At 38.8% G+C, this 22,489-nt stretch carries 25 protein-coding genes and 2 pseudogenes; 22 read left to right on the top strand and 5 right to left on the bottom strand.

Annotated features, from left to right (window positions below):
• Positions 1-570 precede the first annotated feature (570 nt).
• Both OIU26_RS06480 and secA2 read right to left on the bottom strand, forming a co-directional pair.
• Positions 571-1,815, bottom strand: coding sequence for a copper amine oxidase N-terminal domain-containing protein (locus tag OIU26_RS06480; RefSeq protein WP_264216316.1), 1,245 nt, complete (start codon positions 1,813-1,815; stop codon positions 571-573).
• A gap of 669 nt (positions 1,816-2,484) precedes the next feature.
• Entirely contained in the window at positions 2,485-4,761 is a 2,277-nt protein-coding gene (gene secA2, locus OIU26_RS06475) for an accessory Sec system translocase SecA2 (protein WP_264216315.1), read from the bottom strand.
• A 216-nt stretch (positions 4,762-4,977) separates the two neighbouring features.
• On the opposite strand from secA2, the gene OIU26_RS06470 reads away from it, so the two are divergent.
• From OIU26_RS06470 to OIU26_RS06460, 3 genes are all read left to right on the top strand, one after another.
• Positions 4,978-5,451, top strand: coding sequence for a copper amine oxidase N-terminal domain-containing protein (locus OIU26_RS06470; protein ID WP_264216314.1), 474 nt, complete (start codon positions 4,978-4,980; stop codon positions 5,449-5,451).
• A gap of 217 nt (positions 5,452-5,668) precedes the next feature.
• Complete coding sequence (locus OIU26_RS06465) at positions 5,669-5,911, top strand: DUF1871 family protein (RefSeq protein WP_264216313.1); 243 nt, start codon at positions 5,669-5,671, stop codon at positions 5,909-5,911.
• A gap of 238 nt (positions 5,912-6,149) precedes the next feature.
• Positions 6,150-6,479: a hypothetical protein gene (locus OIU26_RS06460; RefSeq protein ID WP_264216312.1), complete on the top strand. Its 330-nt coding sequence runs from the start codon at positions 6,150-6,152 to the stop codon at positions 6,477-6,479.
• A 54-nt stretch (positions 6,480-6,533) separates the two neighbouring features.
• On the opposite strand, the gene OIU26_RS06455 is transcribed toward OIU26_RS06460, so the two are convergent.
• Positions 6,534-6,857, bottom strand: a complete 324-nt coding sequence (locus tag OIU26_RS06455; protein ID WP_264216311.1) for a DUF3139 domain-containing protein — start codon at positions 6,855-6,857, stop codon at positions 6,534-6,536.
• A gap of 128 nt (positions 6,858-6,985) precedes the next feature.
• Here OIU26_RS06455 and OIU26_RS06450 point away from each other — a divergent pair, with 128 nt between their 5' ends.
• The 17 genes and pseudogenes from OIU26_RS06450 (at position 6,986) to OIU26_RS06370 (ending at position 18,149) form a co-directional block, all read left to right on the top strand.
• Entirely contained in the window at positions 6,986-7,531 is a 546-nt protein-coding gene (locus tag OIU26_RS06450; protein WP_264216310.1) for a hypothetical protein, read from the top strand.
• A gap of 345 nt (positions 7,532-7,876) precedes the next feature.
• Positions 7,877-8,128, top strand: coding sequence for a hypothetical protein (locus tag OIU26_RS06445; RefSeq protein ID WP_264216309.1), 252 nt, complete (start codon positions 7,877-7,879; stop codon positions 8,126-8,128).
• 423 nt (positions 8,129-8,551) lie between these two features.
• The gene (locus tag OIU26_RS06440) at positions 8,552-8,863 is read left to right on the top strand and encodes a hypothetical protein (RefSeq protein WP_013370248.1); all 312 of its coding nucleotides are present in this window, start codon (positions 8,552-8,554) and stop codon (positions 8,861-8,863) included.
• Between the two features lie 65 nt (positions 8,864-8,928).
• On the top strand, positions 8,929-9,465 hold the full coding sequence (locus OIU26_RS06435; RefSeq protein WP_264216308.1) for a 3'-5' exonuclease: 537 nt from the start codon (positions 8,929-8,931) through the stop codon (positions 9,463-9,465).
• Between the two features lie 33 nt (positions 9,466-9,498).
• Positions 9,499-10,110, top strand: coding sequence for a hypothetical protein (locus tag OIU26_RS06430; protein WP_264216307.1), 612 nt, complete (start codon positions 9,499-9,501; stop codon positions 10,108-10,110).
• A 1-nt stretch (position 10,111) separates the two neighbouring features.
• A complete protein-coding gene (locus tag OIU26_RS06425) occupies positions 10,112-10,252 on the top strand; it encodes a hypothetical protein (RefSeq protein WP_264216306.1) in 141 nt (46 codons plus the stop codon).
• Entirely contained in the window at positions 10,224-10,493 is a 270-nt protein-coding gene (locus OIU26_RS06420) for a hypothetical protein (protein ID WP_264216305.1), read from the top strand. Before OIU26_RS06425 ends, OIU26_RS06420 begins: the two co-directional genes overlap by 29 nt.
• A 38-nt stretch (positions 10,494-10,531) precedes the next feature.
• Positions 10,532-10,708, top strand: a complete 177-nt coding sequence (locus tag OIU26_RS06415; RefSeq protein ID WP_264216304.1) for a helix-turn-helix domain-containing protein — start codon at positions 10,532-10,534, stop codon at positions 10,706-10,708.
• A gap of 1,131 nt (positions 10,709-11,839) precedes the next feature.
• Positions 11,840-12,571 carry a YiiX/YebB-like N1pC/P60 family cysteine hydrolase gene (locus OIU26_RS06410; protein ID WP_264216303.1) on the top strand — a complete coding sequence of 244 codons (732 nt, stop codon included), beginning with the start codon at positions 11,840-11,842 and terminating at the stop codon, positions 12,569-12,571.
• A gap of 64 nt (positions 12,572-12,635) precedes the next feature.
• The gene (locus OIU26_RS06405) at positions 12,636-13,808 is read left to right on the top strand and encodes a hypothetical protein (RefSeq protein ID WP_264216302.1); all 1,173 of its coding nucleotides are present in this window, start codon (positions 12,636-12,638) and stop codon (positions 13,806-13,808) included.
• A gap of 18 nt (positions 13,809-13,826) precedes the next feature.
• Positions 13,827-14,105: a hypothetical protein gene (locus tag OIU26_RS06400; RefSeq protein ID WP_264216301.1), complete on the top strand. Its 279-nt coding sequence runs from the start codon at positions 13,827-13,829 to the stop codon at positions 14,103-14,105.
• Between the two features lie 198 nt (positions 14,106-14,303).
• Positions 14,304-14,627: a hypothetical protein gene (locus tag OIU26_RS06395; RefSeq protein ID WP_264216300.1), complete on the top strand. Its 324-nt coding sequence runs from the start codon at positions 14,304-14,306 to the stop codon at positions 14,625-14,627.
• Positions 14,628-14,739: 112 nt separating this feature from the next.
• Positions 14,740-14,988: pseudogene (locus OIU26_RS06390) on the top strand (WXG100 family type VII secretion target); the annotation flags it as partial.
• A gap of 418 nt (positions 14,989-15,406) precedes the next feature.
• Complete coding sequence (locus OIU26_RS06385; RefSeq protein ID WP_264216299.1) at positions 15,407-15,658, top strand: hypothetical protein; 252 nt, start codon at positions 15,407-15,409, stop codon at positions 15,656-15,658.
• 306 nt (positions 15,659-15,964) lie between these two features.
• The gene (locus tag OIU26_RS06380; protein ID WP_264216298.1) at positions 15,965-16,513 is read left to right on the top strand and encodes an RNA 2'-phosphotransferase; all 549 of its coding nucleotides are present in this window, start codon (positions 15,965-15,967) and stop codon (positions 16,511-16,513) included.
• Between the two features lie 196 nt (positions 16,514-16,709).
• Positions 16,710-17,012, top strand: coding sequence for a YunC family protein (locus OIU26_RS06375; protein ID WP_017425931.1), 303 nt, complete (start codon positions 16,710-16,712; stop codon positions 17,010-17,012).
• A gap of 139 nt (positions 17,013-17,151) precedes the next feature.
• Positions 17,152-18,149, top strand: a pseudogene (locus OIU26_RS06370) (IS3 family transposase).
• Between the two features lie 45 nt (positions 18,150-18,194).
• Here the strand turns inward: OIU26_RS06370 and mtnA are convergent.
• Together mtnA and mtnK are read right to left on the bottom strand one after the other, a co-directional pair.
• Positions 18,195-19,304: an S-methyl-5-thioribose-1-phosphate isomerase gene (gene mtnA, locus OIU26_RS06365; protein WP_264216297.1), complete on the bottom strand. Its 1,110-nt coding sequence runs from the start codon at positions 19,302-19,304 to the stop codon at positions 18,195-18,197.
• Positions 19,301-20,533 (bottom strand): S-methyl-5-thioribose kinase, encoded by a 1,233-nt coding sequence (gene mtnK, locus OIU26_RS06360; RefSeq protein ID WP_264216296.1) that lies wholly within the window; start codon positions 20,531-20,533, stop codon positions 19,301-19,303. Before mtnK ends, mtnA begins: the two co-directional genes overlap by 4 nt.
• Positions 20,534-20,840: 307 nt before the next feature.
• Between mtnK and OIU26_RS06355 the strand changes: the two genes are divergently transcribed.
• Both OIU26_RS06355 and sufC read left to right on the top strand, forming a co-directional pair.
• Positions 20,841-21,311 carry a Dps family protein gene (locus OIU26_RS06355; RefSeq protein ID WP_014599598.1) on the top strand — a complete coding sequence of 157 codons (471 nt, stop codon included), beginning with the start codon at positions 20,841-20,843 and terminating at the stop codon, positions 21,309-21,311.
• Positions 21,312-21,697: 386 nt separating this feature from the next.
• Positions 21,698-22,480 carry a Fe-S cluster assembly ATPase SufC gene (gene sufC, locus OIU26_RS06350; RefSeq protein ID WP_013370290.1) on the top strand — a complete coding sequence of 261 codons (783 nt, stop codon included), beginning with the start codon at positions 21,698-21,700 and terminating at the stop codon, positions 22,478-22,480.
• The last annotated feature ends 9 nt before the right edge of the window (positions 22,481-22,489 follow it).

The raw sequence follows: 22,489 nt of genomic DNA, 5'->3' as shown, positions 1-22,489 counted from the left end.
TACCAATGACGTAATATTTGCTTCGAACCGTTACTTAAGAAAAGGAGCCGTTGCGATTTGGACAGCTTCTTTTGCTTTGGAGTTATTCAAAGAATCTACTTATTTCCTCTTATACACAAAAAAGTAATTGTATACACTACTCCAGCAAAGAGGCTTAGTAGAAACGAGGTTGATAATGTTCTAAAAATAAAAGTAGAAGTGGGTACCGTATAAAATTCAAACATACCGTTGATCGGAGTACTCGTTGTTGTTGGCCCTTTAATAAAGGAATAGTATATTCCTACAATAAAACCGTAAGACAAATACTTAATTAGATTTTTTTCAAATTTACTCATTTACTAGCCTCCAATAAGGTTTATGGAAAAGGATAATTTTTGTACTATGAAACCATTCAAATTAGTATAGGGAAAGCCTGGTAATTAAGAGAAATCCTTGTTAAGCTAACGAGAAACATTAGTTCAATGACAACAGTGGGGTTTCAAGACTTTATTTATCAAGTCTTGTGTCCGCTGCTGTTCCCTTTAATAGACTGGTCCATATTTAGCTGGTGTTAGATCTGGAAGAGAAGAATTATGGTTTTTTCTTGGTTTTAGGCAATACTTCGACTGCTATCTCAGCCCATTTGACAGAGCCGTACGGTGAACTTCCTCCCACGAATACATCTGGGCTTAGAATATTGACCAAATAAGTACCAGGTTTTTGAATAACGACAGAACCGCTAAAGGATTTATCCTGTTTGAGGGGGATCACAGTCTTTTTTTTATCTTCAACAAAATTGCCGTTTTGAAATGCTGCTAAACCAAAAGAAACTTCATTGCTTTGGATATACGTGTCCATCACGACTCCAGCAATTGCTATTGAATCTCCAGCCTTTACACGGAGATATCCCTGGCTCGGTTTGGTAAAGCGGATGTCTTGCTCGTTACCGGCATGATTGTATCTGATAGGAATGGATGATGGGTTTAATACTTTGCGATGGACCATTATCTTAACAGATCCTTTATCATTGGTGTGAATTTCTAATGGATTTGGACCGGGACGAAGTTCTACTGAGTATTCAATCCGCTGAAATGTTTGTCCATTCATTATAATCGGCTTTCCAATGTTTTTTTCTTTTCCCTTAAACGTGCTAATGCTACCTCCGATAGAGCTTGTCATGCCACCGTCTCCTGTATTCACCATAAGATAAGCATGCCCGAACTCTTTTTGCACTAATGCGCTAAAAGTGATATTTTCCTTATCCGTTGTGTACGTTGGGTGAAGCGCTTTGATTATTTTATCGTTCCAGGTCCAGTGCATGATACCATTATTCCATGTATAAATTATTCCCATCTTAGACAGGAATGACACTGGAATATACAATTGGCCGTTTTTCATAAACGTTTTAGGAATTGACTCATCTAGTGCTGTCATTTTTCCGTCGAAGTAACTGTAAATCTTTGATTGGTTAGGCATCAATCGTAATGAGGAAAATGGTACCGAGTTCCCAGTGTTAAACTCCGCCCACGTACTGCCTGTCTTTGCATCCCACTTGATGGTTGCCAAATGAGCTGTTTCCAGCCATTTGAACGGGAAATATAAGTGATTATTTCTTTTCAGCAGGGGAGCGGTCTTTATGGAGACGAAATCCAGCGATAAAGAAGATTTGTTCAATTCGGCAGTCAGTTGGTGCGGAACCAGATAGAACACAGCCGCATCCTCTACTACAACGGGAAGATTGGAAGTTGAATTCTCCGCATAACTCAGAGCCGTTGGAAGCAGGCCAGAAATTAGAAGGCAGGAAGATACAAGTAGAGAAACAAAAATTCGTCTCATTGAATAAACACCTGATTTCATTTTTTTATCATATATACCAGAAAAACGAAAAAAAGTTGCACAGATATAAGTATTTTATTCTGACCATTAGCCTTTTTAAATAACTTAGTTCTTTCATTCAACTACTTTCTTATTTTGTTTTATGACAAGCTTTATGATACTTCGACACGACTTTTACTATAAGATAAAAAAGACTAATTTACTTTGGAGGTGTCTGTTTGGAGTTATTTCTATTTATACTTAATATTTTAGTTATCCTCCTTTCTATTGCTGGCGGAGTGCTTTTAATTGGATTAGTGTACAGAGGATATGTACTACTAGGTTTACTTATTGCTGAGAAAAAGAGAAGAATAACGGATCAATCTCAAAATCAGGCTTGACTATTAGCCCAACATCCGATGGCGGTTACATTCAATGAGAATGTCTGCTTTATAGCGGCTACGCTTGTTGCCATTGGCATATCAATCCCTCCTCAAAATGAGTGCAAAAAAGCCGCCATAGCTTTGGCGGCCGTGATTGGTATGTTTATACCGATTATAAAGTTGAGAAATCCAAGCGGACGTCCAAAGTCAACACGGAGTCAATGCTTCGCTTCAACTTTTTCAGCGCAGGATGAATCGAGCGTTTGCTCTTATTCGTCCCGATCATTCTCGAAAAAGCTACGCTGCATCAAAATTTTGACAGTTTGAATATCGGCCTCAAAATCTTGCGAATCCCAAAAGCAAATACAGTCATTGCGGTCCATGAGCTGCGCATATTCTGGATGTATTGATCGTTGATTATATAAGTCCGAGTGGAAGAAGGGCTCTTCAGACCGAACGCTTCCCACTTGGCCGGATCATTCGAACTTCCGAGCCTTACAAGCATATTCGCTGACTCACTATTTATTTTAGCTGGAATTTGCTCGTATGCTTGGATGATTTGCTCATGAAATTCGTCGATCGGATTGCGGCTAGCAAGGCTCTCCAAGTGGATGCCTTCGCGAAGGTAAGAAACGTATGCCAGATGGTCAGCCCAGAACTTGTCAATATAATAAAGCCGTACGCGCTGCTCCGAAGGGCTCATCGGCGTCTCTCCTTTCAAAATTGCGAGCCGCTCCTCGTATAGAATACGTCTCTGTTCCTCCACCATATCCGAATAACGGTTTAGTTCCTGGTGGATATCGAAGTTCTGGCCCATAATAACGCGCTGAATATGCGCGATTTTGCTGCGTAGCACCGGGTCTTCGAGAGTCTCATCCTGCCTGTGGGCACGAATCGCTTTATCGATGCCGAACCGAAGTAACAACTCGTCCTCCAAGCTTACGAAAAATACGGAAGCTCCAGGGTCGCCTTGGCGTCCAGAACGCCCGCGCAGTTGGTCGTCGATCCGCACACTTTCGTTTACATGTGTACCAATCACGTATAACCCTCCCAGCTTGGCGACAACTTCTGCTTGCGTAGGGTTACCACCGCCGAGCCGAATGTCGACGCCGCGTCCCGCCATATTCGTAGACACCGTCACGGCGCCGATTTCTCCCGCTCTTGCAATGACCTCGGCTTCTTCTACGTCGTTTTTCGCATTCAGAACATGGCAGGGTACGCCGGCAACCGCTAGCGCCTTTGCCAGCATGTCCGACTCCTCCACGCTTGACGTACCAATGAGAATCGGCCGTCCCATCGCATGGACGGACGAGATTTCTTGGACAAGCGCCTTAAGCTTGGCTTCCTTATGGGTATAAATTCGATGCGGTTGGTCGATCCGTATGTTTGGCCGGTTCGGTGGAATTTGCACGACCTGCAGCGCATAAATCTCTTTGAATTCCATTGCGGAAGCGTACGCGGTAGCCGTCATTCCGCAAATTTTTGGATACAGGCTAATGAAGTGTTGAAGGGTGATCGTTCCGAGAATTTTCCCGCCGGCTTTCGAGTGCAGCCCTTCTTTGGCTGCAAGCGCGGCTTGCAGTCCTTCTGGCAAATGCCTGTTCTCCGCCACGCGGCCGGTATATTCGTCTATCAGCTTGATTTTACCGTCCCGGACGATGTAATCGACGTCTTTTTTCAATAACGTTTCCGCATACAACGCGCAATTTAACGACGACAACAAATGACTATTATGGCTTTCGTACAAATTACCGCATCCCAGCAGCGACTCCGCTTTCGCAGCGCCCGCCTCATTCAAATAAACGTTCCGCTTGAACTCGTCGAAGTCGTAATACTTATCTTGCTCAAGCTGTCTAGTCACATCTGCGAAACGAATTACGTCGTTGCCGGAAGAATCCGGCTCGCCAGCGATGACTAGCGGCACCCGAGCTTCGTCGAGAAGCAGTGAATCCGCTTCGTCGACGATAACGTAGTGGAAAGGACGATGCACGGTATCGGCTTCGCTTAGTGTAATCGTGTCGCGCAAATAATCGAATCCCGCTTCTTTGGCCGTAACATAGGTTATATCCGCGGCGTACGCTTCTCGTTTCTCGGACAAGCTCATGCTCGCTTGAACCGATTTTACCGTTAATCCGAGGAAACGATAGATCGGACCCATCCACTCCGCATCCCGATTTGCCAAATAATCGTTAAAAGTGAGCACATGAACGCCTTCGCCGGTCAGCGCATTTAGATAAGCAGGCATAACAGCAGAGAGAGTTTTTCCTTCGCCGGTATGCTGCTCAATCACAAATCTCTCGTGCAGAGCGATGGCAGCCATGATCTGGACATCATAAGGCTGTAATCCGAGCTTTCTCTTCGCTGCCTCGCAGACTAACGCATAAGCATCGACAAGCAGCTCATCCAAAGGCGTACCCAATTTTGCTTCTTTTTTCAGCCGGAGAGATTCCGCTTTCAGCCGCTGATCGTCCCATGCTTCCAAATTCCGTTTCCTAATGAGCTCTGCTTTGTCCCGATAGCCTTTCAGCTTATTCTGGGTATCGTGGTCTTTGAATTTTTGCATCAACTTGACGGCTAAATTCATTGGAATTTGATCCCTCCTCGGTAGAAACACGCAATTCTATAGTGGCTAAAGTATAATCAAACTCTATAACAATAGCAAAGTTTGGAATAAAAAACTTCCTTGCTTCATTCTTATTATTAGGCAACGATGTATGATTCATAGGAAAAGTACATCTTGGAGGTTAGAAAGATATATTTTCAGTAAATTGTTAATTTTAACAAAGGGAGAGATGAATGTATGATGAAAAGATTCTTTACGGTTTCCGTATTTCTTATTTTTTCACTTGTATTAAGCGTACAAGCCAGTGCAACAAAACATCCTTATAGTTACACAATTAATGTACAGGTAAACGGTGTTCCTATTAATTTTGGAACTAATTCAGATTCACCTCCTTATATTGAAAATGCTACAAATACAGCTTTTGTTCCTCTTCGCTTCGTTTCTGAAAATCTAGGAGGGAGAGTAAGAGACTGGGACAAAACTTTACAACAAGTCACCATTGAATCAAAGAATGGAACTATAATTAAATTGGCGATCGGTAGTAAGATTGCGTATGTCAACGATGAAAAGAAAATTATGCTGGCGGCACCGCAGATTCCCACAACTCGTGTTCAAGTTCCTTTAAGAATCGTTTCTGAAGTGTTGGGAGCTAAAGTGGATACCAAAAAAATAGGTGAAACATTAAATGTGAACATTACAACCTCTAATTAGTAATTCTTGAAACTAGACTATCCTATTTATGCGGCGGTTTTTCCTCATTTAATTGATTAAATATATTTTCATCGTCAAGCATTTGTTTTTTTTAAAAAAAGGTGCTGCTGTAGTTGCTAACGAGGGGACACTTGTTACAGTTATTCCTAAGAGTAAGTATGATGATGAATATAAAGCACTATCTAAATCGTTATTTGGAGAATAGGAGTCTATAGAAATGAACGATGATATTGTACAAATGATTAATGAATGGAACCCAGTCGAAATATATCCTCTATTAGAAGATGAATATTATTCAGAAATACGTAAAATTCATGAAAAAAGCATGGAAACAAACTCTATTGGAGAATTAGCAAACCAGATCCATTCTGTATTCGCTCAATCTTTTAAAAAGGAATTCGACAAAAGCATTGAAGATTGTCAGTTAATTGCCGAGAAGATAATTAATATTACAAAATAATTTATTTATGAGCTTGCTCCTTTAACAATAAAATGGGGGTAGGCTTATTTTTGCATAATTGGTCAATCAAATAAAGGACACGAGTTTTTGAATACAGCAAACAACAATATCATCCATGATAAGATGGTTGTGCCTGGATAGGTTAATAAGGAATTGGGACAATGGTTTATTTATAGCGAAACACTAGCGTTACCATTGAATTTGAAGACGAGAAGAGCCTTAAACCAAGGAGGAGTATATGGGATATGATTCTTTAATTAAAGCTATTATTTCTGTACCAAAAGATGAATTAACTATTCATTGGGGGAATGGATTAAAGATTATTGGCACTAGGGACACCATCTATGAAACAAACAATGGTTTAGATGAAGATGATAATGGGTTCCTTGAATATGATGCTGCAGTTATTGAAGTTAAAAAAATAGTATCTAAGCCGATTAACGATGAAGGAAGTATATATAAATGGTTACAAAAAGGAAAAAGCTCCTTTATTGAAATTTCTCTCCATGACGATCCCCCTAGCACGATTACATCTTCAGATGGGTATATTATCTGGAAAAATGAATAGCTTAGGCCATCCTCAATTGAGTTTTTTCACTGAATTGAGGATGATCTTTCGTTTTTATTTGTTTTCATGATGTTTATAAATATAAGCACCATCATCTATTCCCTTAATAGGGGCTTGGTTATACTGAATAATTTTACCTTGCTCCTTTTTATAAAAATACCTTGCATTGATTTCGTCCTTAAATATAACTTGTGTACTAATTAAGGGAGCTTTAGCTATTTGAGTTTCAACTGAATAAATTTCAGATGGTTTGTATCCTTGATCTTTTATAAGATAGCTGAATACTTTGTTTTGGGTATAACTTTTAGTGTAACTACTAAGTATCCAAATGCTCGCAAATAGAGTTGCTATAAAGATTGCTATTCCATATTTCTTCATAACGATCTCCCTTTTTAATTAAAAAAATAGAAGTAATTCAGTTTTTCTTCTAATGCTTTTTAATTATATTTACTCTTACCTTTATTTCCCTTATGATAATTGTAATACTAGCAGATAAGGGGATATATATGAAGAAAGCTATTTTATTAATATTAATGTTTGTTGTTTTAATTCCATCACAAGTATTGGCAGCAACATCTACAAAAGCTATGTCAACAAGTGAAATCGAAAAATTATACTTTGAGAATTATAAAGATCGTGTAAAAGAAATTAAAGCTGCACAAAAAAAGCTTAATGCTGTTCTAGGGGCAGAAGTTCGTGAGCTAACTCAGAGATTAAACCAAGCCTCTGCACGTTATAAAAATGAAGTGAAAAATAAGTCTAGTAAAGCGGTAATAGCTCAAGCGAAGGCTGATTGCGATAAATTAAAGAAGCAACTCAGCGTGGCGAAGGTTGAACTAAGTAAAAGTATTAAAAATTACAAGCGAGAAAGTGACCAAGTTTTAAAGGATATTGCAAAACAGAAAGCAGACCTTATAAAATTCATTAAGAATCACACGGCAGGAAAAGATAAACTTACGGAGTCTCAATTTAGCAAGCAAGTTAATGGAGAAATTATGTCGATCGGCAATTCATTTACTGAAGCTTTAAAAACATTAACGGAAGCTGAATAATAGGGAGTAAGGCAGCAGGTATTACCTGTTGCCTTTTTAATTTAGACTCTTTTTTTGTTTCTAATATGACCAAATCAGAGCTTCTGATAATGATGTAAGAGCAATAGCTGAAAATTCTGGGATGAAAGAAAGTAGAGTTCAAAGAATCAAAAAAACACGTTTTCATAAACGAACACATGAAGTCAAGCGGTTATGGCAGATTTCATTCTGATTACGAAATAGCTCAAGCATGGGATAGATTACAAAAAGGATTACAAACACAAAAAGATATGGATTTCCTTAACCATGAATTGTTTGAATCCCCATTTGAGAGTATATTTAAAACAAGCTAGAGGAGATTTTATAATGGGGGCATTTGTTTTACTTTTTAAAGAACATGAAGATGAGACAGTAGTTATTTATAGATATGGCCCAAATGAACACATTATGGGGAAAGTTCAATTGAACAAGGAGACTAAGTTGTTCTCTGAAATTGAACCTTTATCAGATCCGAGTCATTCAAATAAATTTTATTTTGATAGGGCTGCACAGCAGATGGCACGTTGCTTCGTTAAAGAAAATGGTATATTTCCCGACGAGATGACATTTGAATCATAAAGTAGTTCAAGAAGTTCAATTACTATCTTTGCCTGTTGACGTTTAATTCAATTACACGGTTAGTTAAACGCAATAACTTTTAACGCATGATCCCTCAATTCGGTGAAATGCTCAATACTTTCAATCATGGTGGACTGTTTAAAAAATGAGAAGCTATATCTAAAATTCCAACTTTTTCTGTTGGAAGCGTAACTGACATATAATCCCGTCCATTAGAGTGAGGCTGACCAAGATTTCTTTCGCTAGAAGTGGGATACTCTAAGGATAGTGAGTGGAATTTGATTGTGAAAGTAACATCAGGCAACTTCGCACGACTCATCAAGATTGATCGTTGGGATTAGTATTTAATAATTATCTTGGAAATATATAAAAGCTTGGGAAGAATCAAAATGAATTTTTCTGTCCATGAGGAGGGCGATTGTAATGAAAGAAGGGTTGACACTAGAATTTCATAAGAACAAATTAATTTTTTTTGAATTCAAGAAAAAGGCTGTCACTCTGATACCTGATATTATTCGCGAGGAATTCAAGGATGCGCAAGTGATTAATGAGCACAACAGTAAAGAAAAAGTGATTTACCAGGTATACCTATATGAAAACGACATAGAATTTACCATTCGAATTATCGCTTCTTATTTCTATGATTCCATCATCATTATCGCTGACGAAGTAAATATAACAATCAGAGCTTATCAAGTCTTGCATAAAATACTTGCAAATGGCTCATTGGCTTGAAAGATGGCTAACCTAGCTATATATGGTGAGAGTAAAACAAGATTTGACATGAGAAAGGATAAATAATGAACTACATAATCTTTGATTTAGAAGCTACCTGCTGGGAGAATGATCGAACAAAGCAGAATGAAATTATTGAAATTGGTGCTGTCAAAGTAAATGTAAATTTAGAGATCATAGGCGAATTTCAAACTTTTATTAAACCTAAATTGAACTCACAATTATCTGACTTCTGTAAGAGTCTAACTTCAATTTCGCAGCAAGATATTGATATGGCAACATATTTTCCACAAGCTATCTATAAGTTTCAAGAATGGATTGGTGAAGAACCCTATTATCTTTGTTCTTGGGGATTTTATGATAAGAGTCAACTGAAGAAGGACTGTGAGTTACATAAAATCAGAACTGAATGGATTAGAAATCATATAAGTATTAAACATCAGCATGGAAAACTGATTGGAAATGATCGTGGAGTTGGTATGGAGAGAGCTTTAAAGATGCTTAATTTGCCATTGGAGGGTACTCATCATAGAGGAATTGATGATGCAAAGAATATCTCAAGGATTTTTGTTAAGATATTTGACCATTTGAAGTTTGGATAAATCGTACATTTTATCGCAAAGGAAGCGACGAAAGTGCTGAAATATAAGCAACATGGTAGATGGCAGCACATTTATTCTGGCAGTTATAAAGACAAGAATATCAATAAAGCAACGCAGGGAAAGTATCTATTCTTCTCAAACGATAGAGGCTCACTGATCCAAATAGCTGAAATAGAGATAAAGCAAAATGGATTCTATTGGGCTAAAGTAGTCGATGAACCTATGACACTCTCAAGTGGTTATGTCTTGTGTTTATACTGGAACGATGATTCAAGATTGGATGAGCTTAAAGAGAGATATCAAGACAAAATTAAATGGAAATCCGACGAGGATACTCGAAACGGAAAGTACTCTGAAGGTTACTCTACATTTGGTTTAATGGGATGTGTGCCGTTCGATATAAAGTATAGACAGCTTTACGAAGACTACTATAGAACATGGTTCCATGACAACCGCCACGATGAAAAGTATGACTTTGATAAGATTGTTGATGAAGTAGTAGATGAAATATGCGTGAACTTACCAGAGGAGTACTTATCGAAAATGCCACAATTTGACCTTTCGGTTATATTAATAAAGAAAAATCATCGCAAGGTATATATTGAAGATCTCGTTGAGGCGTATAAAAACTCAAAGGAAAGATGAAATGAAATTTGGTGAAAAGGTAATATCAATTAAAGGTGTTACTGTGAAGGCAGCAAATCGGATGAATTTTCCTTTTACAGAAATGGGGTGTAGTCTTGATCACAACTTTGTCCGTGAAGGTAAAGAAAAATGGCAGCATTGAATTGCTGGATTTATTTGATGCACTTTCACTAGAATTGATAAGCAGAGTCCCCGGTCTTTTGAAAGTAAATCCATTATTTGACGATAAGAGAAAGGATGCATTATTGATCAAGGAAATAAACGAACTAATTTGTAACAAGAAACTAGACGAACAATTATCACTGGCAAAAAACTGTTCCTTGGAATTTAAAATGATGCTTACTGATGTAATTGAAAAGTTGATTCGTTATGAGAACAGATGAAATCTTTCCTTTATTCAAATATGAAAGTTGGACATTAAATGGCTAATGATCTTAATGCTCAAGGTTTTTATGTAGTCGTAGGTGGAAATATTGAAAAATATCGTAAACTTCAAAACGATAGCTTACAATCACTGGCTGACAAGATAGGAGTAACCAAGAAAACTGTTCATCGATATGAGGGAGCGGAAATAAGAATTAGTATTGAGAAATTGTAGCCTCGATACTGAATACGACAGTTGAGGAACTAACAAGTAGAATTTTAAAGTATGATGATACAAAATAAAAGTTTACTTTCTTAAAAGTCTTTGGGACATTTTGTCCTAGAGATGGCATACATATATGAATTGAGTTAGCCTATTAAAGTGAAAGAACATAAAAATAACACCAATAACACTTCCACTCCGCGATTCTTGTTACGATCCACGATAGAGGTTTGCTGTTTTTAAAAACATAGAAATATAAATGTTTTTTCGAATTTTAGTGTTATACAATTTAATTTCAAAAAACTTAAAAACCCCTTGATTCATCAAGCTTTTTTGAACATTTTTCTCCGATATTCACGATACACATTACGATGTTGATCATATTTACCCAAAGTCCTTATCCCACCTATGTTTTAGCTATTTTCTCGATACGGCAACGATGTAAATATATTCAGGCATCATTTTGAACCATAATGGCTCAAAAAGCCATATGGAATATAGTATTTATGCACATATGAGCAATTTTTACGATTGAACTTCGATACGGGTGTAGTTACAGGCTATCTCTACAGTGCCTCCAAAGTTGGTGAAACCCTCATATGGTTGAAACAGCGTCAACTTCCTATCCACTTTACTGAGAACATCAAAATATTACTTTCAAACTATGATTACAAGTAGCTTGAAAAAAAGTAGATCAAATTGACTTTTATTGAATCTATGTATATAATTTGAATATATTGGATAGGCATTCTTATCCAAAAGCTTATACATTTTTAATCAAAATTAGAGATTATAGCACATGTATAGATCGCCCAAATCTATATTTACCATTACATACTTTTTTAACATAAAGCTCTGTATTTAGCCTTAAATAATTGATTGTTATTGGACGGTTACTCTGCCGGACATAAACAATATATTCGCAATTGCTACTTCTTACTTAGAAGGTGATTGCGTAAGCTCGTATTTCTATTTGACTTATGGAGCTAACTAACTAAATTTAACATACATCATCCTCCAAAAAATAGACATACGAGACTCTGTCATATGGAGGGACAAAAAAATGAAGTATGGATAAATATGTAGACAAACTTTGAACAAGTATTCTCTTATATCAATTAAATCCCATTTGGAGGTATAATCATGAAAAAAGTTCTTAGTTTAGCTTTTTCCGCTAGTCTTGCTCTAAGTATCCTTCTTCTTCCCAGTGCAAACATTTATGCCGCCGATGAAACATCGCCTTCCTTCAGTGTTAATGACAATTCTTATCAGAAAATGAAAGATGCTGGAATGAGTGATGATGATATTGAGTTACTCCGTAAACATAATGAAAATGACCTTCGTATCATAAAAAGCGGGGAATTGGAAGAGAAGGCATTGAATGACCAAAAAACTAGCCAATCGCTCACTGATAGCTCGGAGAATCCTAGGTTAGCAGCATCAAGTTTAGGAACAGTCGGTGATATTTTGGTTGCCTATAACGCAAGTTCGTGGGGTATTGATTTCGGATATCCAGGACATGCTGCTATTGTTTCCTTACTAAGTGGTAAAACAGTAGAATCGTTCCCAGCTGATGGAGTTCAATATCACACAAATGATTGGAGAGGTCGCTCAAATGTTTATGGAATGAGCGTTAAAGGGGCTTCGGGTTCCCAATATAGGGCAGCTGCACAATATGCAGCTAATCAAATTGGAAAACCCTATAACTGGAATTTTGTTAATCCATGGACAGAAGCTAAATTTTATTGTTCACAGTTGGTATGGAAGGCTTGGAAAACTCAGGGGATTGATGTTGATTATATAACAATTGATCCTATTGTTACCCCAATGGAGATAGCTAAATCCGGTAATACTTCAATTTACTATAGTAACTAACAAACCTAATCACTCACAGGAATATATATTTTTCCTGTGAGTGATTTCACTAAGGGGGGACATTATGCTCTTTAAAAAAAGAATAAGAATTATTTTTGCAACTTTATTTTTACTTGGATTAGCAGTTTCAACGTTTTGGTTTACTGCAACACATCATTCATTGAAAAATATAACAAAATCCGAGACATTTACTGTTGTTTATTCTAATGCAATGGATGACGGTGCAGAAATTGTGAAATACAGCAATAAAGGCGAGATTTTAGACAAAAAAAACTTAGTTAATGCCCAGTCACTTTATTATTTTGCCAAAGTAAAGAATGACTATTATTTAATGTCTGAACGAAAAAATAGACATTACATACTTAATCAAAATGGAATTCTTCAACCATTTTTTGGACCTAATAAGTATGGAAAAGATAGGAATATCGGAACTTCATTTTTAAAAGAAAGCGACAATCATCTATTTTTCTCCATGAACGTGGGTATTAATCCGAGTTATTCTCCCACACAGTACACGAATGAATTGGTTTATTTCGATAAAAAAAATTTGGAATATAGAAATATTCTTTTGAATGGATATTTATTATCAACCGTTGAATACAATAATTTGGCATACACTTTATATGTGAACAATAATGATAATTCTGTAGGCATTTATGTCATTGATTTAAAAACATCAAAGAAGATCAAACAATTCACTATAGAAAATCGTTTACATGGTTTAAAAGAATACTTTCCGGTAGGCCAGAATGGAGCATCACTACAAATATTTAAAGGCAAGCTTATTGTATTTCTTGATGGCAATACATCTGATACACAATTTCATCCTATAATGCAGATAATTGACCCTAAAAATGGTAAGTTAGAAAATGAAACATCATTGTCAGATACTTCATTTTTGTTTTATGATAGCCAAATTTACAACGATAAATTATATATTCTCTCTGAAGACTTAAATTATACTATTTTCAATGACCTCAACAAAAATCCTAAAAAGCTGAGATTAAAACAAAGCAATTCTGTATCCGAAAAAATACAAAATGAGAAAGGAATAATATCTGGAGTACAGTATCTTGCAGGATCTGTTTTTGTCCTATATGATTATGTCAAAAATTCTCCTGTTGATAGAATAAGAGAAATAAGAGAATATGACTTATTGACAGGCAAAGAATTACATGTCATTCCTCTAGCATTTAAATCAAACAAAGAAATGATTCGTTTTTTTCTGACTAAATAACTTTAAGGAGTGATTATTATGATTTATTGGTTATTTCCAAAACTTAATCCTCTCCTCCCTACTTTTTTACTTTGCCCCATTCTTGCAATCTTGATCGGAGTATTTTTCGCCTATTTCAAAGGAAACATCTACTTAGGATTAATTCTAGCCTTGTTACTGCCTCTTATATTTATTGCCACCAATTTAGAAACCATTGCAGTTAATATAGATGCTTGGATTTTATATGGTTTTATCTACGCAATTATTACGTTTGTGGCTTATAAGATAGCATTTTCACAGTTAGGAAAATCGAGTTAATTTTTTCACACTATTATCAATAGTCACCACGATAACTTTTCGCACACTAACTTAGGTGTAACATACAACGATGCATCTCTCGCTTTCAATCCAGTTTATTTGCTAATTGGAAATCATTCCGAAAATGATGGGTCTGGTTACCCGATTAAATTTTCTGGGAATGGTTATACAAATTAATTAATGAAAGGTTAGGAAGAAGTGAAGGCTATATTAAAATTTTTGACCCTTACTGTTACGTTTGCTGTAGTTATTGGTAATAATGTTTTTGCTAGTGACGATACTTCTGAAGAAATGAAGGGCGTTACAAAAGCAATAGTCCCTGACAGTGTATTAGAAGAACTTAATCATCCTGATAAAATTTATACTAAAGATGGATTATTTGTAAAAAAACCGCAATCTATCCATGATGAAGATAAGTTCAGTCAAGATGAAGTAGTCTACGACGTTTCAAAGACTACTGATGAAACTAAAGCAATCATTCAATATGACGCTACTTACATCAAGGAAGAAGACAGTAAATAGATTTGTGTACTAAAGCATTTGAAAAGTTAAGTTGTATAATTGGAATATCTAGGGCGACTTCGGTTGCCCTTTTTATTATGCTCAATTTAGCCAAATCTTTTCCAACACTTTGTCATTTGGTATCCCATAAGGAATGTATCAAGGGTACATGGAACGGGCGGCTAAACAACATGATTCATGGAATGACATGCTTAATTTCGGTACATTTGGAGTAAGGGGTATGATTCAAGAGGCATTTAACCCAAACAATGCTTGATCAAAGGAACACTGGGCTAATATGATCGGTACAGTAGGATTGTTTGGAGGAGTTAGCTCAGTGATCAAACCCAAGCTTGGATTGAAATCATCCATTAAGTATGAGATTCCAAAGAATAATACAAATTCAAAAGTGGGTAATTCAATAGAAACTGAACCTAAAACAGAAGTACAACCAGGTGGAAGAAACGATCTTTCAATTGATGAATATTATCGTAGAGAAACTAAAGCAGATGAGATATAAGATCAAATCAGTGCTTCTGATAGTGATGTCAGAGCAATAGCTGAAAATTCTGTGATGAAAGAAAGTAGAGTTCAAAGAATCAAAGAACACGTTTTCATAAACGAACACATGAAGTCAAGCGGTTATGGCAGATTTCATTCTGATTACGAAATAGCTCAAGCATGGGATAGATTACAAAAAGGATTACAAACACAAAAAGAGATATGGATTTGCTTAACCATGAATTGTTTGAATCCCGATTTGAGAGTATATTTTAAAACAGACTAGAGGAGATTTTATAATGGGGGCATTTGTTTTACTTTTTAAAGAACATGAAGATGAGACAGTAGTTATTTATAGATATGGCCCAAATGAACACATTATGGGGAAAATTCAATTGAACAAGGAGACTAAGTTGTTCTCTGAAATTGAACCTTTATCAGATCCGAGTCATTCAAATAAATTTTATTTTGATAGGGCTGCACAGCGGATGGCACGTTGCTTCGTTAAAGAAGATGGTATATTTCCCGACGAGATGACATTTGAATCATAAAGTAGTTCAAGAATACGAACCGAGCTTGCTCTTTTGATAATAAGATGAGAGTAAGCTTTTTTACAGTAATCTATCTGATAAAGAGGGAAATTTCCAAGCACCCTAGAATTAAGAGACGATGTTTAAATAGAAGAACCTTCAATTACACGGTTAGTTGGACGTAATAACTTTCAACGCATGGTCCCTCAATTCGTTGAAGGCTTGGTACTTTCAATCATGGCCGACTGTTCAAAGAATTGGATATCTATACTTAAAATTCCAACACTCAATATAGATAGACAAATATTTTATTAGAAGGAGCATACCATGTTAACGCCAAAACAAGAAGAGAGCCTAAGCAAATTTATGAGTAAGATTCTTAGGCATACACCAGAACAGTTTGGTCTTGAGCTAGACCATGAGGGTTATTGTGACATTCAAGACCTGCTTCGAGGAATAAGATCAGAGGATAGATGGTCTGATGTCAGTGAATCGGATATCAAGCAAGTAGTAAGCCATTGTCCAAAACAAAGATATGAGATGGTAAATGGGTACATAAGAGCTAATTATGGACACAGTGCAGGCAGATTAAATTATGAGGAAGCTACTCCACCAACAATTCTCTATCACGGTACAAACACAAAGGTAATCCAAAACATTTTCACCGAAGGAATTAAGCCAATGGGCAGAAAGTATGCGCATTTGTCTGAATCTCTTGAGTTTGCAATTTTAGCAGGCAAAAGACGTGGGGAATTGGTGATCCTTGAAGTAGATACAGAAAAGGCATTGGCTAATCAAGTGAAGTTTTATAAAGCCAACCACGGTGTTTGGCTTGCCGACCTTGTGCCGCCACAGTACTTAAAAAAGTTTGAATAAAGCGTAACCCAGACCGTTAACGATGATCACCGAGACTAGATGAGAAAAAATTCGTCTGGTCTTTTTGCTATCGTCTATTTTACTGTACATACATTCCCCTCCTAATATTTTGAATGTATCCACGGGTGTCCACACTTACCCGCAAATGCCGCATAAAATATCCCGGATGAACAAAGAGGAGGTGCATGTAATAACCATGATACACATGGAACCCATTCAAGTGGGTGAGCATACATTTATCGGAGTCGAGGTCAAACTGCCTAAAACAACGCTATTGACGATCTCTAACTCCCGTGGTTACATCATGTGTGGTGCGCTGGATGTCGGATTGCTCAATGAACGGCTGGCGGATCGGAAAATTCTTGCTGCACGAGCTGTGGGGGTAAAAACATTAAAGGAACTGTTGGAAGCACCGATGGAGTCAGTGACGACTGAAGCCGAGCAACTTGGAATTAAGCCAGGGATGCCAGGCTATGAAGCACTATTAAAATTGGTGTAGGAAGCCTAGTAATAGTTGTTGGATAAAAGCAAAAAAATTAAAAAACCGGGTGCTACTGGTATTATCCCCTTCTAGTAGACAAGAGAGAAAAGACATCTGTTAAGATGGACTTAATCTTGTTGAACGGAGGGGATTTTTCATGGCTAAAAAGGGACAATCATTCCGGCAATACTCCTTAGATGTAAAGATGGAGGCAGTCCGGTTGGTGAACGAAGAACATATGAGTATTCGTGAATATTTAAAAAAGCAGTATCCAAATCTACACAAGGAGTGACGAGGAAAGAAGCGAGGTTTGAAATTATTGAGGGAATGCGAACACGACATTCGTTGAAATGGTTACTTGAATTAGCCCATGTTTCTCGGGCAGGATATTATAAATGGGGAAAGACTCAGCAAACAACCCAGCAGCGTAAGCAAGAAGAAGAGCTTCTGGAATCGCATATGTTGTCGATCCACCGGATCCATCCCTATTTTGGTTATCTGCGGATGACCGTTGCTTTACGTAGAGAAGGTATCTTGGTCAATCACAAAAAGGTGTACCGCCTAATGAAGAAATTAGGGATCCGTTCCGTCATTCGAAAGAAGCGGCGCTTCTTTGGCAAACAGGCATCTGTGGTAAATGCCAACCGATTAGATCGACAATTTCAGGCAGATGCTCCTTTATCCAAGCTGGTTACCGATATTACATACATACGAGCTGGAGAGCGGTTTGTATATCTCTCTGTCATTCAAGATCTGTTTAACAATGAAATCGTGGCTTGGCGTCTTTCGGAACGAAATGACCTTGCTCTAGTTAGCGAGACGCTAGACGTTCTAAGTAAGAACGTGAACATGGAGGGTGTCATTCTCCATTCAGACCAGGGTTTTCAGTATACCTCCAAGCCGTTTAACCGCAAACTTAAGCGGCTTGGAATACTTGGGAGCCATTCAAGGCGTGGAAATTGCCTAGACAATGCCTGTATAGAATCCTTCTTCTCCCATCTTAAAACAGAGAAGATTTATTTAACGAAACCCGGAACCCTAGCGGAGGTAGAACAACACGTACAGGAGTACATTTCTTTTTATAATGAAAATAGATTTCAGAAAAAATTAAACAACCGTTCCCCGATTGAATACCGAGAAACGGTTGCTGCTTAAAGATGTCTTTTTAGTTCTGTCTACTTGACAGGGGTATGACCACAATTAATCGGCAAACAAAGCGGTGAGGTTCTCGCTAAAGGGAGCTTGGACAATTCCTTTTTCGGTAATGATGGCGGTAATGTACTTATGAGGTGTAACGTCGAAAGCCGGGTTGTAAACTTTGATGCCTTGAGGGGCAGTTCTTTTACCAAAGCTCTCGGTAACTTCTTCTGCAGAACGTTCCTCAATCGGAATATCTGCGCCTGTAGCGGTCTGTAAATCAATGGTAGATAGTGGCGAAGCAACGTAAAAAGGTATACCATGCGCTTTCGCCAGCACTGCCAGGCTATAGGTGCCGATTTTGTTGGCCACATCCCCATTAGCAGCGACTCTGTCTGTGCCGACAATGACCGCCTGCACCCATCCTTTGGACATCACCATGCCTGCCATATTGTCACAGAGCAAGGTTACATCTATGCCTGCCTGCTGAAGCTCAAAGGCGGTCAGACGCGCACCCTGTAATACGGGGCGAGTTTCGTCAGCAAATACTTTCAGGTGGATACCGTTCTCCTGAGCTAAATACATAGGCGCGAGCGCTGTTCCGTATTTGGCTGTTGCCAAGCCGCCTGCATTGCAATGAGTGAGTACGCCCATCCCGTCCTCGAACAGAGGTAATGCATGAATACCGATTTGGCGACAAACTTCTTCATCCTCCGCCTGAATGGCTATAGCTTCACGCTCCAGCCCAGCATTCCAGTCTTCGATCTGACTTACCTCAGCCTCTGTGACAAGTTCGCCGGCTCGCTTCTTCATGCGGTCCAGAGCCCAGAACAGATTTACGGCAGTCGGCCGTGAGGTAGCCAAATGTCCGCACACTGCGTGTACATGCTCCAGCCATCCAGCAGCGTCGTTGCCGCGATAGGAGATAGCGCCCAGCACAACACCGTAGGCTGCAGCCATCCCGATGGCGGGGGCACCCCGTACCTTCATGGCATGGATGCCCTCCCATACTTCCTCGGTCGTGAATAAATCCAGCATGACTATCGTTTCGGGCAGTAGACGCTGATCCAGCATGGACAAGTGGTTACCCTTCCACACCAGCGAAGATAGAGGCTGTCCGGTCGCAGATGCTTCTCGGGAGGATGCGGGCGTCCATTCTTTATTTTCACTCATATTCGTGATGCTCCTTTAGTTTGGATCGCTGTTGCTGTCCGGACAATATCCCTCAGCTCCCGAATTGAATGAAGCTTGCGATTGCAGAGAACCAGGGCTTTTCCGATCGCTAACGCGAGACGTTCCGCAGCTTCCTTGATATTAGGATCGGCAATGGTATCGATATCCGCCACATGCGACAGGCTGATGATCCGGCGGATCACTTTGCACCCTGCAAAACCAATCGTATCTTGCAGCACTTTCTGGAGATATAAGTCCTGATATCCGGGCGTTCGTGCCAAATGATCGGTGACGTGCTCGTCCCACAGTGTACGGAACCTGCTTTCAAACTGCTCCCATACTTGAATGGCAGTCTCCAGAAGCCAGTCACGTTTTTCCTTTAGGGGCTTCTCGCCAGAAGTCCATCCGGGCTGTGCTGCGTAGTTCAACAGCAGATTGGCGATGACTGCTCCGATATCAAACCCCATGGGTCCGTAGAAGGCAAATTCAGGATCAATGACTTTAGTCGATTCAGCCGTTACAAAAATACTGCCTGTATGGAGGTCGCCGTGTAGCAGTGCTTCTGTTCGTGTTATAAACCTTTCTCGCAGTAAGGCCACTTCCAGGTGAAGCACCTGATCTGTACGGAGTGCCTCTGCTTCGTCTTCAATGTACACACCATAGTTGTTATTATCTGAAAACCGGTAGGGCTCATCCAAAATCAGATCCTCAGTTATTTTACAAAGTTCAGGATTAATAAAGCGTTTAACCAGCTCTTTTTTATCCTGCTGATTCATGCCTAAATCTGAGGTGAAAAAGAGCGTGCGTGCCAGAAACTCCCCAATATGATTAGCAAAAAGGGGATATGTGTTGCCTTCTATTAGTCCCTTGCGCATGATTGTGTGTGAGCTAAGATCCTCCATCACGGTTAGCGCAAGCTCATCGTCATAGCCCAGTACCGCAGGAACCAATTCGGGGCAAAGCTGGTGTTCCTGCTGAAGTGCCTCACGTTCAATACGGGCACGATCCAGCGACAACGGCCAGGATTCACCCACAATTTTTACATAGGGAAGTGCCTGCTTGGCAATGATACTCTTATTAGATTTGGAATCTGTAATATGAAAAACCAGATTTAAGTTGCCATCACCGATTTCTCGGCATTCCAGCTGGGCTTCCTGACTGAAAAATCCGGGGATGTTCTTCACGAATTCGATTGCTTCTTCGGTCGTTAAGGGATGATATTTGGACAATGAGGTCACCTCCGTAAATTGTGCACATGTAAATGTTAAAAAAATATCACAATATTAAACCAAGTATTTTGATAGGATAGAGAAAGTATAACGAAAATCACTGAATTTTTGTATATTTTTTTTATGATGGATTGGAAAAGAGAGAACTCTTCTTTTTGTTTCGTCTCTGTATAGAAAGGGTAAATATGAAACAGACGTCCGGCAGGTGATACTCAAATGCCCGCTGGCGTCTTACCGTCAGCAGTGACGGTGATGGATACGTAAACGCTTCTGAAAGTCAATTTGATGAAAAAGGAAGGGATTTATGATGGCTAAAACAACAAGTAACTCGAAAAATACGCAAACCAAATCGGTGGAGGAACTTTTAAACCGTCAAGTCGCTAACCTCAATGTGTTATATGTGAAAATTCATAACTATCACTGGTACGTGAAAGGCTCCAGTTTTTATACACTCCATGTTAAATTCGAAGAATTATACAATGAAGTGACATTGAAAATGGATGAGATTGCCGAGCGTTTGCTCGCCTTGAAAGGTTCTCCTTCTGCAACATTAAAGGAATACCTAGAGCTGTCCTCAATTGACGAGGCCACTGGCAATGAAGATGCTCCTAAGATGGTACAAACTTTGATCGAGGATTTTGCGACTATATGTGAGGAGTTTCAGGAAGGTATCGAATTGGCGGAAAGTAATTCCGATCAGCCTACTGCAGATTTGCTAATCGGTTATAAAGCGGATCTGGAGAAACATATGTGGATGCTGCGCTCTTATTTGGGCTAACTCCTCAAGCTTTCGTTCTAAAATAACCCTTTACATGTAAAACGCTACTGACGCATGCTGTCAGTAGCGTTTTTATGGCTAAAAAAGAGATGATGTATCCCATGGTTTTTTGTACTACACTATAACTATATAATCATTCGCAGGATGTATTTAGTCATTTGTGCGCTTGGTAGGATGAACATTTTATGAAGAAAGTTGGATAACGTGTGTCTGTTGGTTGCACCCTTAAAGATATTTATTATAAAATAACTTGAGAATCATTGAGAATCAGTTTAGAATGATTATAAATAAATTTTTAAATATTGCTTGAAATCAGGGGGCTCCCCTGTTTAAATATACTTTCTGATTTCGACACCACACTACATTTTTTGGAGGGTATTGCGAATATGGCTACAAACTTTAAGATTGAAGGTCTCAAAGCGACCATTGAAGGTAAAGAAATTTTGAAGGGTATTAACCTCGAAATGAAGGGCGGAGAAATCCACGCTATCATGGGTCCTAACGGAACGGGTAAAAGTACACTCGCATCTGCTTTGATGGGTCATCCTAAATATGAAGTCACAGATGGCAAAGTAACTTTGGATGGAGAAGACGTGCTGGATATGGAAGTGGATGAGCGTGCACGTGCAGGATTGTTCCTGGCGATGCAGTATCCAAGTGAAATTGCAGGGGTAACAAACTCCGACTTTTTGCGTAGTGCAATCAACGCACGCCGTGAAGAAGGACAAGAGATTTCCCTGATTAAGTTTATCCGCCAAATGGAAAGCAAAATGAAAGAGCTTGAAATGAATCCTGAGTTTGCTCACCGTTACCTGAACGAAGGTTTTTCCGGTGGTGAGAAAAAGCGGAATGAAATTCTGCAAATGATGATGCTTGATCCGAAAATTGTCGTTCTGGACGAAATTGACTCCGGTCTGGATATCGATGCTTTGAGAATTGTAGCTAACGGTGTAAACGCTATGCGTTCTGAAGACCGTGGCTTCCTTGTGATTACTCACTACCAACGTCTGTTGAACTACATTAAACCAGATTATGTACACGTGATGATGCAAGGACGTATCGTTAAATCCGGTGGTCCTGAGCTTGCAGAGCGTCTGGAAGCGGACGGTTACGACTGGATCAAGGAAGAGCTGGGTATCGTTGATGAAACTGTAGGACAAGAGGCGTAAGCCGGAAGC

It is taken from the genome of Paenibacillus sp. BT-177 (assembly GCF_025846815.2).
Classification (GTDB): domain Bacteria; phylum Bacillota; class Bacilli; order Paenibacillales; family Paenibacillaceae; genus Paenibacillus; species Paenibacillus polymyxa_C.
The sequence above is the reverse complement of the archived record's forward strand: the minus strand, read 5'-3'. Positions and strand labels throughout refer to the sequence as shown.

What these genes read in the sequence shown, in the direction of transcription:
- OIU26_RS06465 (WP_264216313.1), top strand. Translation starts at nt 5,669, where the DNA reads ATGAACGATGATATTGTACAAATGATTAATGAATGGAACCCAGTCGAA.
- OIU26_RS06455 (WP_264216311.1), bottom strand. Translation starts at nt 6,857, where the DNA reads ATGAAGAAATATGGAATAGCAATCTTTATAGCAACTCTATTTGCGAGC.
- OIU26_RS06375 (WP_017425931.1), top strand. Translation starts at nt 16,710, where the DNA reads ATGATACACATGGAACCCATTCAAGTGGGTGAGCATACATTTATCGGA.
- OIU26_RS06405 (WP_264216302.1), top strand. Translation starts at nt 12,636, where the DNA reads ATGCTCTTTAAAAAAAGAATAAGAATTATTTTTGCAACTTTATTTTTA.
- OIU26_RS06445 (WP_264216309.1), top strand. Translation starts at nt 7,877, where the DNA reads ATGGGGGCATTTGTTTTACTTTTTAAAGAACATGAAGATGAGACAGTA.
- OIU26_RS06410 (WP_264216303.1), top strand. Translation starts at nt 11,840, where the DNA reads ATGAAAAAAGTTCTTAGTTTAGCTTTTTCCGCTAGTCTTGCTCTAAGT.
- sufC (WP_013370290.1), top strand. Translation starts at nt 21,698, where the DNA reads ATGGCTACAAACTTTAAGATTGAAGGTCTCAAAGCGACCATTGAAGGT.
- OIU26_RS06470 (WP_264216314.1), top strand. Translation starts at nt 4,978, where the DNA reads ATGATGAAAAGATTCTTTACGGTTTCCGTATTTCTTATTTTTTCACTT.
- OIU26_RS06355 (WP_014599598.1), top strand. Translation starts at nt 20,841, where the DNA reads ATGGCTAAAACAACAAGTAACTCGAAAAATACGCAAACCAAATCGGTG.
- OIU26_RS06435 (WP_264216308.1), top strand. Translation starts at nt 8,929, where the DNA reads ATGAACTACATAATCTTTGATTTAGAAGCTACCTGCTGGGAGAATGAT.
- mtnA (WP_264216297.1), bottom strand. Translation starts at nt 19,304, where the DNA reads ATGAGTGAAAATAAAGAATGGACGCCCGCATCCTCCCGAGAAGCATCT.
- OIU26_RS06460 (WP_264216312.1), top strand. Translation starts at nt 6,150, where the DNA reads ATGGGATATGATTCTTTAATTAAAGCTATTATTTCTGTACCAAAAGAT.
- secA2 (WP_264216315.1), bottom strand. Translation starts at nt 4,761, where the DNA reads ATGAATTTAGCCGTCAAGTTGATGCAAAAATTCAAAGACCACGATACC.
- OIU26_RS06440 (WP_013370248.1), top strand. Translation starts at nt 8,552, where the DNA reads ATGAAAGAAGGGTTGACACTAGAATTTCATAAGAACAAATTAATTTTT.
- OIU26_RS06400 (WP_264216301.1), top strand. Translation starts at nt 13,827, where the DNA reads ATGATTTATTGGTTATTTCCAAAACTTAATCCTCTCCTCCCTACTTTT.
- OIU26_RS06425 (WP_264216306.1), top strand. Translation starts at nt 10,112, where the DNA reads ATGAAATTTGGTGAAAAGGTAATATCAATTAAAGGTGTTACTGTGAAG.
- OIU26_RS06450 (WP_264216310.1), top strand. Translation starts at nt 6,986, where the DNA reads ATGAAGAAAGCTATTTTATTAATATTAATGTTTGTTGTTTTAATTCCA.
- OIU26_RS06480 (WP_264216316.1), bottom strand. Translation starts at nt 1,815, where the DNA reads ATGAGACGAATTTTTGTTTCTCTACTTGTATCTTCCTGCCTTCTAATT.
- OIU26_RS06380 (WP_264216298.1), top strand. Translation starts at nt 15,965, where the DNA reads ATGTTAACGCCAAAACAAGAAGAGAGCCTAAGCAAATTTATGAGTAAG.
- OIU26_RS06385 (WP_264216299.1), top strand. Translation starts at nt 15,407, where the DNA reads ATGGGGGCATTTGTTTTACTTTTTAAAGAACATGAAGATGAGACAGTA.
- OIU26_RS06415 (WP_264216304.1), top strand. Translation starts at nt 10,532, where the DNA reads ATGGCTAATGATCTTAATGCTCAAGGTTTTTATGTAGTCGTAGGTGGA.